At 72.2% G+C, this 15,814-nt stretch carries 11 protein-coding genes; 6 read left to right on the plus strand and 5 right to left on the minus strand.

All coding sequences use genetic code 11. The features are described from left to right. Positions 1 to 51: 51 nt before the first annotated feature. A complete protein-coding gene (locus G6G98_RS04880) occupies positions 52 to 1,341 on the plus strand; it encodes a phosphotransferase (protein WP_243842006.1) in 1,290 nt (429 codons plus the stop codon). Here the strand turns inward: G6G98_RS04880 and G6G98_RS04885 are convergent. Next, positions 1,287 to 4,655, minus strand: a complete 3,369-nt coding sequence (locus G6G98_RS04885) for an ATP-dependent DNA helicase (protein ID WP_166706074.1) — start codon at positions 4,653 to 4,655, stop codon at positions 1,287 to 1,289. The genes G6G98_RS04880 and G6G98_RS04885 overlap by 55 nt on opposite strands. 101 nt (positions 4,656 to 4,756) lie before the next feature. Then, positions 4,757 to 8,008, minus strand: a complete 3,252-nt coding sequence (locus G6G98_RS04890) for an ATP-dependent helicase (protein ID WP_164233466.1) — start codon at positions 8,006 to 8,008, stop codon at positions 4,757 to 4,759. A gap of 166 nt (positions 8,009 to 8,174) precedes the next feature. Between G6G98_RS04890 and G6G98_RS04895 the strand changes: the two genes are divergently transcribed. Continuing rightward, the gene (locus G6G98_RS04895) at positions 8,175 to 8,399 is read left to right on the plus strand and encodes a DUF3107 domain-containing protein (protein ID WP_067350480.1); all 225 of its coding nucleotides are present in this window, start codon (positions 8,175 to 8,177) and stop codon (positions 8,397 to 8,399) included. A gap of 7 nt (positions 8,400 to 8,406) precedes the next feature. Further along, on the plus strand, positions 8,407 to 8,694 hold the full coding sequence (locus G6G98_RS04900) for a hypothetical protein (protein WP_067350475.1): 288 nt from the start codon (positions 8,407 to 8,409) through the stop codon (positions 8,692 to 8,694). A gap of 263 nt (positions 8,695 to 8,957) precedes the next feature. Here the strand turns inward: G6G98_RS04900 and G6G98_RS04905 are convergent, their stop codons facing one another. Further along, entirely contained in the window at positions 8,958 to 9,671 is a 714-nt protein-coding gene (locus tag G6G98_RS04905; protein ID WP_067353531.1) for a ferritin-like fold-containing protein, read from the minus strand. A gap of 170 nt (positions 9,672 to 9,841) precedes the next feature. On the opposite strand from G6G98_RS04905, the gene G6G98_RS04910 reads away from it, so the two are divergent. Beyond that, positions 9,842 to 11,359 carry a DEAD/DEAH box helicase gene (locus tag G6G98_RS04910; RefSeq protein ID WP_067350471.1) on the plus strand — a complete coding sequence of 506 codons (1,518 nt, stop codon included), beginning with the start codon at positions 9,842 to 9,844 and terminating at the stop codon, positions 11,357 to 11,359. On the opposite strand, the gene G6G98_RS04915 is transcribed toward G6G98_RS04910, so the two are convergent. Then, on the minus strand, positions 11,269 to 12,270 hold the full coding sequence (locus G6G98_RS04915) for a DUF817 domain-containing protein (RefSeq protein WP_164233464.1): 1,002 nt from the start codon (positions 12,268 to 12,270) through the stop codon (positions 11,269 to 11,271). The two genes, G6G98_RS04910 and G6G98_RS04915, sit on opposite strands and share 91 nt — an antisense overlap. 63 nt (positions 12,271 to 12,333) lie before the next feature. Continuing rightward, positions 12,334 to 13,197, minus strand: a complete 864-nt coding sequence (locus G6G98_RS04920; protein WP_164233462.1) for a PHP domain-containing protein — start codon at positions 13,195 to 13,197, stop codon at positions 12,334 to 12,336. An 85-nt stretch (positions 13,198 to 13,282) separates the two neighbouring features. Between G6G98_RS04920 and G6G98_RS04925 the strand changes: the two genes are divergently transcribed. Together G6G98_RS04925 and G6G98_RS04930 are read left to right on the plus strand one after the other, a co-directional pair. Beyond that, positions 13,283 to 14,305, plus strand: a complete 1,023-nt coding sequence (locus G6G98_RS04925) for an endonuclease/exonuclease/phosphatase family protein (protein WP_067350463.1) — start codon at positions 13,283 to 13,285, stop codon at positions 14,303 to 14,305. Positions 14,306 to 14,372: 67 nt separating this feature from the next. Then, positions 14,373 to 15,797 carry an aminopeptidase P family protein gene (locus G6G98_RS04930; RefSeq protein ID WP_067350460.1) on the plus strand — a complete coding sequence of 475 codons (1,425 nt, stop codon included), beginning with the start codon at positions 14,373 to 14,375 and terminating at the stop codon, positions 15,795 to 15,797. Positions 15,798 to 15,814: the final 17 nt, after the last annotated feature.

Genomic DNA, 15,814 nt, shown 5'->3' on the forward strand with positions numbered 1-15,814 from the left:
CACGGGCGTGGCGGAGGCGGGACCGCCCCTGAGCCGACCTACCCTGGGGGTATGGGACGCTCTCCTTTCACTCTAGCCGCGGCCGTGACGGCCGCACTGCCGGGGGCGGACGTGACGGGCGCCCGTGCGCTGACCGCCGGCGGAGACGCACGGTTCGACTCCGCCGTGGCCACCCTCGCCGACGGCAGGGAGCTCGCGATCCGCGTCGCCGACGATGACGAGACGGCGAGGGAGCTCGCGGCCGAGTCGATCGCGCTGCGCGCGCTGACCGCCGGCGCCCGCGCCATGCTCCCCTTCCGCGCCCCGGAGTACATCGGCGAGACCCGCCTCGGCGATGCCAGGGCCCTCGTCACCGAGTTGCTGCCCGGCTTCCAGATCGAGCCCGGACTCGTCCCGGCCGGCCCCGGCGCCGCAGAGTCGATGGGTGCCGCGATCGCCGCCGTGCACGCGCTCCCGACCTCGGTGGTCCGCAGCGCCGGGCTGCTCAGCCGCACCGCCCAGGAGAGCCGCGACGAGATCTCCCGCCTCGTCGACACCGCCGCGGCCACCGGGCGCGTGCCGGCGCGTCTCACCGTCCGCTGGCGCGAGGCCGCCGCCGACGACGACCTGTGGCGCTTCGAGTCCACGGTCGTGCTGGGGGGCGTCCAGGCGACGTCGTTCCTCTTCGCCGACGATCCCGAGCGAGGACCCGAGGTCACCGGACTCGTCGGCTGGCATTCGCTCTCGGTCGGGGACCCCGCCGTGGATCTCTCCTGGCTGTCCACCGCCCCCGATGCGGCCGCAGACGTGCGCGCCGCCTATGCGCGCGCCGCCGACCGCGTCCCGGATGCCGCGCTCGAGGTGCGCGCCCGGCTCCTCGCCGAGCTGGAGTTCGCGCGCTGGCTGGTCCACGGCGACTCGCTGCGCCGTCCTGACATCGTCGACGACGCGGCCGGCCTGCTCGAGGCGCTCGCCGACGGGCTGCGCTCCGACGACCTCACCGTCATCGCCGCGCGCAGCGAGGGCGTGGACTCCGCGATGGACGCACTCGACCGGGTGCCGGCCGAGGCCGTCTCCGGAATCGACACCTCCATGCAGACCGACGCGTACAACCCGAGCCAGCTCTGGCGGGACGACGAGGCGGAGGCCGGGTCCTCGGACGACGACGCGTACCGGGCCGAGGTCGGCAGCCTCGAGACCGAGGACCTCACCGCACTCCGCGACGCGCACACGGAGACCGCCGACCATGGCGCCGTCTCGGCGCTGCCCGCGGACGAGCACCCCGAGGACGCCCCGGAGGACGAGGCTCAGCGGGCGGCGCGCGCCGCACTCCAGCGCTGGAAGAGCTCCTCCTCCGAGTAGACCCGGTCACCGCGGATCACGAGGTCGTCCGCGACGTAGTACAGCGCCACGTCGATCTCCTCGAGCGGCACTCCGAAGCGCCGATGGTAGGCGAGACGGTAGAGGGCGAGCTGCAGCATCCGCTCCTCGCGCTCGGCCGCGGTGCGAGGGGCCCTGCCGGTCTTCCAGTCGACGATCTCGATGCGCCCGCCCCTGTCCTCCCGGCGGTACACCGCGTCGAGCTTGCAGATGACGATGTGCCCCTCATCGCCGGCCCCGCCGAGCGCGAAGTCGATCTCGATCTCGACCGCGATCGGCCTGCGCGCTCCCCACTCGCTGCGTTCGAAGATTTCCTGGAGCAGGGCCAGGTCCGCAGCGTCGACGGCAGACACGTCGGCGGCCGCCGCATCGTCCTCGTCGAGCTCCCACAGCGCCTCGTCCACGCGGGTCCCGACGCCGACGAGCTCGCTGCGCCGCTCCACCCAGGCGTGGAAGAGCGTCCCCAGGCGGGTCTGCCGGTACGGCCGCTCCGGCATCGGACGCACGATCGAGGAGATCGTCCCGCCGAAGTCCGTCACGTAGTCCTTGAACCGGGAGGCGGGCACGCGCGTGGGCGGAGCGGCGTCCGTTCCGCGCAGTCGCGCGGCGCGCTCGGCGAGCAGCCGGGACAGCTCCTCCGTCGGCTGCGGGTTCGTCGAGGCGGCCGCGCGCACCGCGTCCGCGGCGGCCTCGACGAGTCCCCGGCGGGCGCCCAGCGGGTCGAGCGGCCAGGTGAGCGTCGCCCCCGGCCCGTCGTACGGGTTCTCCTCGGGGTCGACGGGGTCGATGGGATCGGCGCCGAGCACCTCCATCGCCTCGAGGAGATAGGGACTCGGGTCCCGAGGCTTCTTCTGCCCCGCCCAGTGCGCGCCGCTCAGGAGCAGGTCGGTGCGGGCCCGGGTGACGGCCACGTAGGCGAGACGGCGCTCCTCCTGCTGCTGATAGTCCCGGTAGGCGGCCTTGAACACGGTGATGGCCCCAGGCGCGCTTGCACTCGCGCTGGTGAGCGAGGCGACTCCCGCCTTGAGCCTCTTCGCGGGATCGCTCTCGCCGGCGACCGCCTCGAGAGGATCCCAGGTGAAGCGCGGAAGGGCGGCGCGGTCGCCGCGGAGCTCGAACGGCACGACGCCGAACCCGAACCAGCCGGAGGTGTCGGTGGGGCGGCTCGGGAGCTCGTCGGCGACCAGGCGCACGACCGCCACCGCATCCCACTCCAGGCCCTTCGATCCGTGGATCGTCAGCAGCTGCACGACGCCGGGCTCGGGCGGCTCCGGGCGCGGCATCAGCTCGTCCGTGCTCTCCGCCTTGTCCAGCCAGGCCAGCAGGCTTCCGATCGTGCCGCGCTCGTCGGCGCTGAGGAAGGCGCGCACCTCGTCGGCGAACGCGCGCAGCTGGGTGGCGGCGATGCGCGCAGGTCCGCGGGTCTCGTTCGCGGCGAGCTCGATGTCCAGGCGCAGCTCCAGCTCGATGAGACGGATCAGTTCCGGGATCGGCTGCGACGACGCCCGGCGCAGCCGCTCCAGCATCTCCCCCGCCGCGCGGATGCGACTCCGTCCCTCGGGGCTGATGGCCTCCAGCACCCGGTAGTCGTCGGGGACGCCCCGCACCACGTCCACGGCGTCGATGATGGAGACCGCCTCGTCGGCGCCCCGCGAGCCGCGCAGGCGCACGCGGACCTCCTCCGGCAGCGGCCCCATCCCGGGGTCCGATTCGGAGAGCCGGCGGCCGAGGTCGTAGAGGGCCGCCATGTCCGCGACGCCCACCCCGAACCGGGGCCCGGTGAGCAGGCGGATCAGGGCCGAGCCCGCGGTGGGGTCGTGCACGACGCGAAGCGTGGACACGACGTCCACGACCTCGGGCGTACTCAGCAGGCCGCCGAGACCGAGGATGCGGTGCGGGATGCCCCGGGCCGCGAGCGCGGCCGCGAACGTCTGCATGTGCTTCTTCGAGCGGAACAGGATCGCCCCCGTGTGCGGCCTCCCGGCCACCGCCGCATCGTGCTCCGCCGAACGCTCCGCGAACCAGCTCGCGACGGACTCGGCCTCCTCGTCGACCGTGTGCGCATAGCGCACCTCGGCGCGGCCGTCGCCGGCGCCGGGACGAGCCTCGAGCGGAGGCACGTCGAGACCCGGCCGCTGCAGCGGACGCAGGACCTCGTTGGCGATGTCGAGGATGCGCCGGTCGTTGCGCCAGCTCGTCATCAGGCTGTACGTGCGCGCGTCACGGCCGCGCGAGAACGCCCCGGCGAACGCGTACAGGTTGTCCGCGCTCGCTCCGCGCCAGCCGTAGATGGACTGGTGCGGGTCGCCGACGGCCATCACCGCGGTGTCGCGGAACAGCTCGGCGAGGAAGCGCGTCTGGATCACCGAGGTGTCCTGGTACTCGTCGAGGAGGACGACCCTGTGCTGCTCGCGGAGCTCTGCGCGCACGTCGGGCGCGGTCTCGACGATGTCGTACGCGCCGCTCACCTGATCCGCGAAGTCGAGCACGCCCCGGCGCTCCTTCTCGGCGATGTAGTCGCGCACCAGCCGTGCGAGGGTCGACAGGCTGAGCAGGTTGGCCGCCGCCTTGTCGATCGTGTCGTTGCTCCGGTACGGCTCGAAGGCCAGAGCCTGCGCACTCGCGAGACGCACGGCCTCATCGAGATCGACGCGATGATCGAGCGCCTCGCCGGCCAGCCGCTGCACCGCGTCGACGACGTACGGCACCGAATAGTCGATCTCCTCCAGCTCCGGCAGGTCGGCTCTGAGCACGACCTCCCTGGCGAGCATCCAGGATGCCGCCTGACTGAGCATCGCGACATCCGACTCCCGCCCGATGCGCGCGGCGTGCTCGCGCACGATGCCGTCCGCGAACGCGTTGTACGTCGACACCCGGGGGCGGATCATCAGCTCCTCGGCAGGCCGCGGAGCGGCCGGGTCCCAGCCTGTGCCGTACCGTGCGGCGAGCTCGTCGAGCACGTGCCGGCGCACGAGTTCCCGCTGCCGCGACGAGGAGGTCTCGTCGACGCGCCGGAGGGCACCCGTCGCGACGATCTCGGGCAGGTGCGGGAGCAGACCGCGACGGCCGTACTCGTCGATGAGAGCGAGTCTGGCTCCGATGCGCTCCGCGAGCTCGCCCGCCGCCTTGCGGGTGAAGGTGAGACCGAGGATCTCCTCGCGGCGCACGTGGCCGTTCGCGACGAGCCACACCACCCGGCCCGACATCGTCTCGGTCTTGCCGCTGCCGGCGCCGGCCACGACGAGCGCCGGCGAGGGCGGCGCCTCGATCACGCGCTGCTGGGCGGGGGTCGGCATCGGCTGCCCGAGCGCCGCCGCGACATCGGTGGCCGAGATGCCGAGCGTCCCCGGCCAGCGATCGCCTGCGGCGACGTCCTCGAGGGTCGCTGCGGCCAGGCTCACTTCGTCTCCCTCCGGTCGCTCAGCGCACCGCATGCGCTCACCGCCGGGATGGTGTGGATCCGGCACGGCTTCACGCGGCCTGCCTGGGTGTCGCTGCAGTGGGACTCGACCTGCGCCGTGAAGCTCGAGGCCGACATGCCGCGGGCGGCCTCGGCCACCCGGCGCAGGAAGGAGTCGCGGGCCTCGTCGTCGAGGGTGTGCTGGTGGGCGATCCGGTAGTCGCTCTTGGCGAGCGTCTGCGACACGACCACCAGACGCGCGCCGGTGAGCGACTCGGCGGGCGCCCCCTCGATGAGCCCCTGCTGGACGGCGATCTGATACGCCGCGAGCTGAGCGTGCTCTGCCACCTTCGCCTCCCCCACCGGTTCGCTCTTGCCCGTCTTCAGGTCGACGATGACGGTGCGGCCGTCCGATGCCGCAGCATCGATCGGGCGCCAGCCGCTGCGTGCGCCGCGCGACTCCGGATGATCGCCGCTCCCCGGCGGGTACTGTTCGACGCGATCGATGAAGCCGTGGATGATCGCCTGGCCCGCGCGATCCTCTCCGACGGGGTGCGCCGCGGGCGCGTCGGAGACGTCCACGGCGAAGCGGAACTCCACCTCGCTGGCGATCACCCGGCCGCCGTCTCGCCGCACAGCGCCCAGGTAGGAATGCAGCCGGTCGACGTAGGTGTCCGCGCGCCGTCGCTCCTTCCTGCCGATCCACTCCGTCTCGAAGTCGAGCTCGGGCCAGTGCTCGTCGACGATCGCGCGCATCCGCTCGAGGTCGCCGTCCGGCACCTTCTCCATCGCCTCGTGCACGATCGTGCCGATGCCCGCGGTCGGCGGCATCACGGTGTCGCCGCCGAGTGCCGAGACCACCCAGTTGACGCCGCACTCCTCGAAGGACTCCATCTTCGACGGCGACACCCTCGCACCGTCGACGGCGAGGTCGCGCAGCGGGGCGCCGGTGGAGGGCGGACGCACTCCGTACCAGTCAGCCGGGTCTGCGCCGGGTACGCCCTCCCTCGCGAGGACGGCCAGCTGTGCGGCCGCCTCCGCCCTGGCGTCCGCGGAGGAAGAGGTCGTGAGCACGCGACGATGCCGGGCCACGAGGCCGCGCAGCGTGAGCGGATGCTCGGCCGAGGCATGCAGCTCCGGCGGCTCCGGCGCGGGCAGGAATCCGAAGAAGGGGCTCGGCGTCATGTCGTCATCGTCGACCGCGGTGATGAGCAGCCGCCGTCGTGGCCGGGACACGGCGCGGACGAAGAGCCGGAGCTCGTCGTGCAGCGCGGCGCGCCTCCGGTCCAAAGCTCCCGGCGGCTCGGCGACCGCACCGGTGCGGGCCGCGGCGAGCGCGTCGGCGAGGCGCCAGGTCTGCAGCATCCCTCCCCGCAGTCGCACGTTCGGCCAGATGCCGTCCTGCACCCCGGCGACGACGACCGCGTCGAACTCCGTGCCGAGAGCGGTCGCGGGGGTCAGCAGGGTGACCCGGCCGGGGCGATCCGGGCTGGAGAGGGAGTCCTCGGGGACCTCGCTGTCGAGGATGTCGCGCACGAAGATCTCGGGCTTCTCGTTCGGGGTGCGCTCGACGAACCTCTTGGCGGCGCCGAACAGGGAGACGAGGGCGTCGAGGGCGCGGGCCGTCTCGGCTCCCGTCGCCTGCAGCGCCATCTCCCGCCAGGCGACCTCGAGACGGCGGCCGTCGACCGCTCGCGCCTGCTCCCAGACGCGCCAGAGCAGGTCGTGGATCGTCTCGCCCTGCGCGGCGGCGAGGCTCACCGCCGCGACCGTCTCGGCGAACCGCGCCGCGGTGCGGGACTCGGGGGCGTCGATGAGCGTGAAGTGGGCGGGCGCGGCGAACGCCTGCCGCAGCAGCTCCCTCGCAGGCGTCGAACCGCCCTGCTCGAGCTCGATGTGCCGCAGCCGGGCGCGGAGGCGCCGCAGGCCGATGGCGTCCATCCCGCCGAACGGTGTGCGCAGCGCCTCCTCGAGCTCCTGCGGCGTGCGCTCCTCGGCCGGGGTCAGCGCCAGCCGGACGATGCCGACGATGTCGCGCACGATCGTCTCGCTGCCGAGGGGGCGCTGCACGCCGGCTGCCCTGGTCGGGATCTCCCTCGCCGCGAGCTCCGTCTCGAGCTGCGTGACCTGGCGCGTGTCGTGCGCGATGACGGCCATCCGGTCCCACGGGACGTCGGCGCGGAGGTGCCAGTCCCGCATGACGCCGGCGATGCGGTCGAGCTCCTCGTGCGGCGAGGGCGCGATGAACGTCGTGAGCACGGCGTCGGCGGTGTCCGCAGGCTCCGCGGGGGCGGGCGGTCGACGGTGCTCCACGCGGCCGGAGACGCCGATCGCCTGCGTCACTGTGCGGGTGAGCGCGGTCAGCGGCGGCGCCTGGCGATGCGGCGCATCCAGCACGTGGACGTCGCCGAGCGCACCGGCGAGCTGCGCGAACAGCTCGGGACTCGCACCGCGGAAGGCGCCGGAGGAGATGTCGGGATCACCGAAGGCGAGCACGGCCGCCCCCCTGCCGCGGAGGGCCTGCGCCACTGCGACGCCGCCGCGGGTGAGCTCCTGCGCGTCGTCGATGAGAACGACGCGCAGCGCGGCCAGCGGACCGAGACCGGCGGCGTCGGCGGTCTGCAGGATGCCGCACGCCTCGGCGAGGAGGTCGGCTGCGTCGCGATGGGCGGCGCGCGCCTGGTCGAGCACGGCGCGATAGTCGTCCATGAAGTCGGCGACGGCCGCCCAGACCTCATCGCCGGTGGCGCGCAGCTCGGCCGGCCGCGCTCCCAGCTCGGCGCACTCCGCGATGAACGCGCGCAGCTCCGAGCGGAAGCCCTTCGACGCCCGCACCGACGCGCTGAGCGCGTCCGGCCAGCCGATCCGGCCGTCCTCGGCGTCCCCGGCGAGCAGCTCGGCGATGAGCCGGTCCTGATCGGCGCCGGTGAGCAGGGCCGGGGGCTCCTCTCCCTCCCGCACCATCGCACCGCGGACCAGCTGGAACGCGAAGGAGCCCAGCGACCGCGCGAGCGGACCCGGCGTCGCCTGGCCGATCCGCACGCCGATGCGGTCGCGCAGGGCGGTGGCCGCCTGACGGCTCGGCGTCAGCACCAGCACCTCCTCAGGGCGGAGCCCGCCGGCGTCGAGCAGGTGCACGACCCTGTCGATGAGCGCGCGGGTCTTGCCCGTCCCCGGTGCGCCGATGATCACTCCGGATGCGTCGACGGCGGCGCCGACGACGGCTCGCTGCGCGGCATCCTCTGTCATGTCATCCACGCTACTGGGGCACGCGGACATCCTCCCCCGGGAGCGCGATGCCCCGGTGTGCGCTCACGGCGAAACCGGTCCCGTGCGCCGATCCCGCCGCGCGGCCCGGGGGTAGAGTTGGGCGAGTCCCGACCTTCACGGTCGCACCGCATCAAAGGGAGCACGCGTGGAAATCCGCATCGGCATCATCAACACCGGCCGCGAGCTGAGCTTCGAGACCGCAGCGAGCGCTGACGAGGTCCGCAGCCAGGTCACGGCCGCCCTCGAGCAGAGCACCGCGCACCTGAGCTTCGCCGATGTGAAGGGCAACTCCTACCTCGTCCCCACCGCGAACCTCGCCTACATCGAGCTGGGCACCGAGGAGTCGCGCCGGGTCGGCTTCGTCGCCTGAGTCCGGGATGTACATCCTTCTCGCGCTGATCGGCGCGTGCGCCCTCGGCATCGCCGCCCACTTCCTCATCGGCGGCCGCGAGCTGCGCGGCGTCGCCGTCACGCCCGCGATCGCCACCGCGATCGCCGCTGTCGTCTACACGGCGATGCAGTGGGCGGGCGTCGGCGAGGGCAGCATCTGGCTGTGGCTCGCGAGCGTGCTCGGGGCCGTGGTCCTCGCCTCCGTCGCGACCGTCGCGCTCGTAGCGTCCCGTCGCCGATCGGATGCCGCCGCCAGGGCCGCGCTCGGCATCTGAGCACGGGCCTGTTGCATCGCGTCTGATGCGCCGGTCGGAACCGCCGGCGGCCCGACCGGCGTGCGGTTGACCACCTCACCTGCGTGAGATCGGACGTCGCCTGCGCGAAAAGTAGGAGCGCGACGGCGACACGCCGTGTCGCGGTCTTCTCCCACGGCGTGTCGCGCGGAAAGTCCGACGTTTCGCACCGCCCCGGGGACAGAAGCAGATAGATCCCCGGTCAGGACACGGTGGCTGAGCGCAGAGGCGAGGAGGCCGTCCGCCTAGGAGGCGAGTCCCATCGCGTCCATGCGGCGGGCGTGGGCGCCCATCAGCTCGGTGTACACCGGTTCGATGCGCTCGTCGTCCATCGCGGCCAGCCGCTCGGGGCGCAGCGCCGAGCGGCACACGAGGATGGTGTCGCCGACGAGCCGGCGCGCCCACATCGACAGCAGCGAGCGCCACTCCCCGTCGCTCTCGATCGTCTCCTGCATGATCGCGACGATCTCCTGGCGCGCGTCGTCCTCGCTGAGGATCTCGACGACCCTGGCGCCGGTGTCGCCGTAGCTGCCGGCGAGCGCAAGGTAGAAGTCGTCCAGCATCCCGGCCGTGATGTACACGGCGAGGAGCGTCTCCCGCGGCCGTGCCCCGATCGTCTTGCGCCGGAACGCGTCGAGGTTCTCGCGGAACGGGAGCATGAGCTGGGTCGGGTCGTCGCCGCGCTCGGCGATGAGGTCGACGATCGCCCGGTGCTTCGTCAGCGCGGCGCCCGCCGCCCGGGACAGCGACTCCTTCTCGGCGAGCTCCGGGGTGGCGCGGATGAGCCGCGTGAGGGTCTCGAAGTAACCCAGCTGAAGGTAGGCCGCCTGGCCCAGGAAGCGGTTCAGCTCGGGGGCGAGCTCGGCGAAGTCGACGCGGGTCGCACCGCTCTGCTCCCCGCGACTGCGCAGCGTGAGCGTGCGCCTCGGGGTCCGCCGCTTCCAGAACCAGTTCACCACGACGTTCACAATACTCGGGCGAAGCCGCTCTTCCGGGTGCGCGCACCCCCTCGGGTAGGCTGGTGCTGTCCCCGCCGTCGGAGCGGGGCCCGCGCCTGTGGCACATGAGAAGGCGTGGACACGTGAACGTGGCGGCCTTCGCATGGTCGCCGGACAGGCAAATTGAACAAGTGACAACTTTCGCTGATCTCGGAATCGATCAGGACATCGTCGACGCACTCGCCTCCAAGGGGATCGTCGACGCCTTCCCCATCCAGGAGCAGACCATCCCCCTGGGCCTTCCCGGCCAGGACATCATCGGTCAGGCCAAGACGGGCACCGGCAAGACCTTCGGCTTCGGCATCCCCGTCGTGCAGCGGCTCGGGCAGGACCCGGAGCCCGGCGTCAAGGCGCTCATCGTCGTGCCGACCCGCGAGCTCGCGGTGCAGGTGTACGAGGACATCGACCTGCTGACCAGCAACCGCTCGACGAGCGTCGTCGCGATCTACGGCGGCAAGGCCTACGAGGGTCAGATCGACCAGCTCAAGGCCGGCGCGCAGATCGTCGTGGGCACTCCCGGTCGTCTCATCGACCTGGCGAACCAGCGCCTGCTCGACCTCTCGCACGCGGCCGAGGTCGTGCTCGACGAGGCGGACAAGATGCTCGACCTCGGCTTCCTCGCCGACATCGAGAAGATCTTCCAGAAGGTCCCGCCGGTCCGGCACACGCAGCTGTTCTCGGCGACGATGCCGGGGCCGATCGTCGCCCTCGCGCGCCGGTTCATGACGAACCCGATCCACATCCGGGCGAACGACCCCGACGAGGGCCTCACCCAGGCGAACATCAAGCACGTCGTCTACCGCGCGCACTCCCTCGACAAGGACGAGGTCATCGCCCGCATCCTGCAGGCCGAGGGCCGCGGCAAGACCGTGATCTTCACGCGGACGAAGCGCGCTGCGCAGCGTCTCGTCGACGAGCTCAGCGACCGCGGCTTCAACGTGGGCGGCGTGCACGGCGACATGGGCCAGGACCAGCGCGAGCGCTCCATGGCCGCGTTCAAGGCCGGCAAGCGCGACGTGCTCGTCGCGACCGACGTCGCCGCTCGCGGCATCGACGTGGACGACGTCACGCACGTCATCAACCACACCATCCCCGATGAGGAGAAGACGTACCTGCACCGCGCCGGCCGCACCGGCCGCGCCGGCAAGACCGGCATCGCGGTGACGTTCGTCGACTGGGAGGACCTGCACAAGTGGGCCCTCATCAACCGCGCGCTCGAGTTCGGGCAGCCGGAGCCGACGGAGACCTACTCCTCGAGCCCGCACCTGTACGAGGACCTGAACATCCCCGAGGGCACCAAGGGTCGTCTCGTCTCCGCGCCGAAGGCCGAGAAGCCGGCACGCGCCCCGCGTCCTGAGCGGGCTGCGGATGCTGCCGCCGAGGGCACCTCCGAGGGCGGCACCCGTCGCCGTCGCCGTCGCCGCGGCGGCGCGAACCCGGTCGGCTCGACGTTCGCCGACGGCGCGCAGGAGACGACCTCCTCCGACGCGCACACGGCACCGGCCGCAGACCGCGGCGCCGAGGGAGCCGGCACCCACGACGGAGCCGGCAAGGAGCATCACGACGGCAAGCCGGCTCCGGCACGTCGTCGCCGTCGCCGTCGCGGCGGGTCCGGCGGGGCAGGGGCGGCTCCGGTCGCCGGAGCCTGAGACACCGCAGAGGGGGCGGATGCTGCAGCTGCGGCATCCGCCCCCTCTGCCGTCCGCACGCGGCCGGCAGGGCGCTGCGGCGGATACACCCACGTGACCATCACGACCGAGATGATCATCAGCAGGAACCAGGAGCTGACCTTGCTCGGAGACACCGGCTGCCAGGCCGCGACCTGGTCGGGATAGACCCAGGCGCCGGACCAGGTGCCGATGTTCTCCGCGGCGTAGATGAACACGGCGACGCCGGCGAACACGGCGAGCAGCGGCAGCCTCAGGGTGCGGCGCCACACGCGCGCATGCATCACTGTCGGCAGCCAGAGCAGGACGACGGCGGCGAGGAGCACCCAGCGCGCGTCCCACCAGAAGTGGTGGGTGAAGAAGTTCGCGTAGATCGCCGCGGCGAGCGCCGTGGTGAGCCAGCGTCGTGGGTAGCGGACGAAGCCGAGGTCGAACAGCCGGTGCACGCGCACCATGTACGAGCCGACGGCCGCGTACATGAACCCGCTGAAGAGGGGCACCGCGCCGAGGCGGAGAACGCCGTCCGCGGCGTACGCCCAGGAGCCGGCATCGGTCTTGAACAGCTCCATGGCGGTCCCGGCGATGTGGAACAGGACGATCACCCAGACCTCGCGGCCGGTCTCCAGCCGGAACACGAGCATCGCGACCTGGATCAGCACGGCCGCGAGCGTCAGCGCGTCGTTGCGCGCGAGGGCGGCGTCGTCCGGATACCACAGCCGTGCGGCGACGATGACGACGAGGAGCGCCGCTCCGAAGACGCACGCCCATGCCTGCTTGAGCATGAACACGGCAGCTTCGACGAGACCGGCGCGCACGCCGTCTGCGGGGGCCTCACGGAGGATGCGGTGAGCTGCCGCATCGATGCGCTGCTCGAGGGTTGTGGCACGCTGCATGCCGGGAACGGTATCCGGCCTGATCGACAGTCCGCAGGGAGGTTCCCGACAGAACGCCGTGCGTCAGGGATAGCGGGGCGGGGTGCCGGTGCCTCGGGCGATCAGTCGGGCGACCATCTCCTCGGACGTGGTGTTCTCACCGGGACGGTTGGGCTTCCCGGTGCCGTGGTAGTCGCTGGAGCCGGTGACGATGAGGTCGTGCGCGGCGGCGATCTCGCGCAGCGTCCGCTTGCCGGCCGCCGTGTTCTCACGGTGGTCGATCTCGAAGCCTCCGAGACCGGCGGCGATCAGCTTCTCGATGAAGGGGACCGGCATCATCCGGTCGCGCCCGGACGTCGCCGGGTGCGCGATGATCGCCACTCCCCCGGCTTCCGTGATCAGACGCACCGCGGTGAGCGGATCGGGAGCGTAGTGCGGCTCGTAATAGCCCTCGCGCGGGTGCAGGATGCCGTCGAAGGCCTCGGTCCGGTCGCGCACGATGCCTCTCGCGACGAGGGCGTCGGCGATGTGCGGGCGCCCGACGGTGGCGTCGAGGGTGGTCTGCTCGAGCACGTGCTCCCAGAGCAGGTCGTAGTCCCGGCCGATGCTGCGGACGATGCGCTCCGCCCTCCCCACCCGGTCGTCGCGGATCCTGTCGGTCTCCGCCCGGAGCGCCTCGTCGAGCGGATCGAAGAGGTAGCCGAGCACGTGGACGCTGCGCCATTCGTGCTTCGCGGACAGCTCCATCCCTGGGATGAAGGTCACGCCGAGCGCGGCCGCGGCGTCCCCGGCCTCCGCCCAGCCCGTCGTGCGGTCGTGATCGGTGAGCGCGACGGTGCGGACCCCGTGCGCGTGCGCCTGTCGCACCACCTCGGCGGGTGACTCCGTGCCATCGGAATGGTTGGAGTGCAGGTGCAGGTCCGCCGGGCCCGCGAAGAGGTTCGCCATCCTCCGAGCGTACCGAGACAGGAGAGCACCGGCGCGCCCGCGGAGCGGCAGAGACTTCACAGGCGGTCCTCCTAGGCTGGAGGGGATGCTTCGTCTTGTCGGGATCCTGTTCACCGTGCTGCTCGCGATCGCGGCGGCGATCGTGGTGTGGCCCCAGTTCTTCCATCTCGAGCACACGTATCCCTTCGCGCAGGTGGTCGCGGTGCGCGGAGTGGTCCTCGTCGCGTTCCTCGCCATCGCCGTGCTCGCGCTGCTGCTCCTTCTGGCGCGCCCGCTGCGCGGCTTCGCGGCGTCCGTCCTCATCGTCGCGCTCCTCGGCGCCGGCGCGACGGGGGTCATCGGGCTCGCTCGCGGATTCGGCGGGAGCACCCTGCCCGCGGAGACGGAGCAGAGCATCCGCGTCCTGACCTGGAACACGGCCGGCGAGGCCGTTCCGGCGGAGGTCGTCGCCGAGCAGATCCTCGCTCAGGGCGCCGACATCGTCGCGCTGCCGGAGACCACCGAGGCGGTCGGCGAGCAGATCGCCGTGATGCTCCGCGAGCAGGGTCATCCGATGTGGGTGCACCACGTCCAGTTCCGGCCCGACGTCGTCGACGGGCCGAAGTCGTGGCAGACAACCGTCCTCGTCTCCCCCGACCTCGGCGAGTACTCGGTCATCGAGTCGTCGCAGAACGGGTCCAGCAACACCGGGTCCGTGCCGAGCGCGGTGCTGATGCCGATCGACGGTTCCGGGCCGACGATCGTCGCGGTGCACGCCGTCGCGCCGCGGGTCGAGGAGATGGAGCTGTGGCGCAGCGACCTGCAGTGGATCGCCGATCAGTGCCCTGCCGGTGACTTCATCCTCGCCGGCGACTTCAACGCCACCGTCGACCACATGGCCCCGCTGGGCATCGACGGCGGCGACATGGGCTACTGCCGGGATGCCGCCTCGCGCACCGGCAACGGCGTCAGCGGCACCTGGCCGAGCTCCCTGCCCGCCCCGCTGGGCGTCCCCATCGACCACGTGATGGCATCGGCGAACTGGACGCCGACCGGATCCGTGGTCCTCGACGACGCCGCCGGCAGCGATCACAGGGCACTCGTCGTGCAGCTGGAGCCCGCGGGCTGACGCCGCGGTCGTCGAGCGGGCGAGGCGAGACGAATCGCACCCGCCGTGCAGGTGACAGACTGGTGGGATGAACACCGCAGAGCGCGACACGATCGCGGAGCCCGGAACCGACAAGGCCGTCGAGAACAGCACCACCAACCGGAAGCAGCCCTTCCCTCGTGGATTCCTCGACACGATCTCGACCGGATGGGCTGAGCGTCCGGAGTCGATGCCCGCGGCCCGGGCGCAGGCTCCGTTCGCCGCCGCCCGCCGCGCCGCCGTGTCGGCGGCGTTCCCCGGCAAGCGGCTGGTCATCCCGGCCGGCTCTCTCAAGCAGCGCAGCAACGACACGGACTACGTGTTCCGCGCGCACTCCGCATTCGCGCACCTCACCGGCTGGGCGTCGGATGCCGAGCCCGACTCGGTGCTCGTGTTCGAGCCGACGGATGCCGGCCACGACGTCACCCTGTACTTCCGCGAGCGGGCCGACCGCACGACGACCGAGTTCTACGCCGACGCGACGATCGGGGAGTTCTGGATCGGTCCGCGCCCGTCGCTCGCCGGCGTCGCCGCCGACCTGCAGATCGCGACCGCCCATCTCGACGACTTCGCCGCCGCCGAGGGCGAGCTCGTGCTCGGCGAGTCCGAGGAGCTGGACCGCTTCGTCTCCGAGCTCCGCCTCATCAAGGACGAGTTCGAGATCGCCGAGATGCGCCATGCCGTGGAGATCACGGCGAAGGGCTTCGACGACATCATCCGCTCGCTCCCCGAAGCCGTCGCGCACTCCCGCGGCGAGCGAGTGGTCGAGGGCGTGTTCCACCGCCGCGCCCGGGAGGACGGCAACGGCGAGGGCTACGACACGATCGCGGCATCCGGCCCGCACGCCTGCTATCTGCACTGGACCCGCAACGACGGCACCGTCGTGCCGGGCGACCTCATCCTCGTGGACGCCGGCGTCGAGGCCGACAGCCTGTACACGGCCGACATCACCCGCACCCTCCCGGTGTCCGGCACGTTCACGGACGTGCAGCGCCGCGTCTACGAGACGGTGCGCGAGGCCGCAGACGCCGCCTTCGCGGCCGCGCAGGTCGGCGTGCCGTTCCGCGAGGTCCACGGGGCGGCCATGAAGGTCATCGCCGCCCGCGTGGCCGAGTGGGGCCTCCTGCCGGTCACGGCGGAGGAGGCGCTGGACGCGGATGCCGGCGGTCAGCACCGCCGCTACATGGTTCACGGCACCTCGCACCACCTCGGCATCGACGTGCACGACTGCGCGCAGGCCCGTCGCGAGATGTACTACGACGGCATCCTCGCCCCGGGAATGGTGTTCACCATCGAGCCGGGCCTGTATTTCCAGATCGACGACCTGACCGTTCCCGCCGAGCTGCGCGGCATCGGCGTGCGCATCGAGGACGACATCCTGATGACCGAGGACGGCCCGGTCAACCTGTCCGCAGGCATCCCCCGCACGGCCGACGAGGTCGAGGCGTGGATGGCGCGCGTGCAGAAGGGCTGAGTCCGTTCCGGCCGGCC

Source organism: Microbacterium hydrocarbonoxydans (assembly GCF_011752045.1).
Taxonomy (GTDB): domain Bacteria; phylum Actinomycetota; class Actinomycetes; order Actinomycetales; family Microbacteriaceae; genus Microbacterium.

What these genes read in the sequence shown, in the direction of transcription:
- G6G98_RS04880 (WP_243842006.1), top strand. Translation starts at nt 52, where the DNA reads ATGGGACGCTCTCCTTTCACTCTAGCCGCGGCCGTGACGGCCGCACTG.
- G6G98_RS04885 (WP_166706074.1), bottom strand. Translation starts at nt 4,655, where the DNA reads ATGCCGACCCCCGCCCAGCAGCGCGTGATCGAGGCGCCGCCCTCGCCG.
- G6G98_RS04890 (WP_164233466.1), bottom strand. Translation starts at nt 8,008, where the DNA reads ATGACAGAGGATGCCGCGCAGCGAGCCGTCGTCGGCGCCGCCGTCGAC.
- G6G98_RS04900 (WP_067350475.1), top strand. Translation starts at nt 8,407, where the DNA reads ATGTACATCCTTCTCGCGCTGATCGGCGCGTGCGCCCTCGGCATCGCC.
- G6G98_RS04915 (WP_164233464.1), bottom strand. Translation starts at nt 12,270, where the DNA reads ATGCAGCGTGCCACAACCCTCGAGCAGCGCATCGATGCGGCAGCTCAC.
- G6G98_RS04920 (WP_164233462.1), bottom strand. Translation starts at nt 13,197, where the DNA reads ATGGCGAACCTCTTCGCGGGCCCGGCGGACCTGCACCTGCACTCCAAC.
- G6G98_RS04925 (WP_067350463.1), top strand. Translation starts at nt 13,283, where the DNA reads ATGCTTCGTCTTGTCGGGATCCTGTTCACCGTGCTGCTCGCGATCGCG.
- G6G98_RS04930 (WP_067350460.1), top strand. Translation starts at nt 14,373, where the DNA reads ATGAACACCGCAGAGCGCGACACGATCGCGGAGCCCGGAACCGACAAG.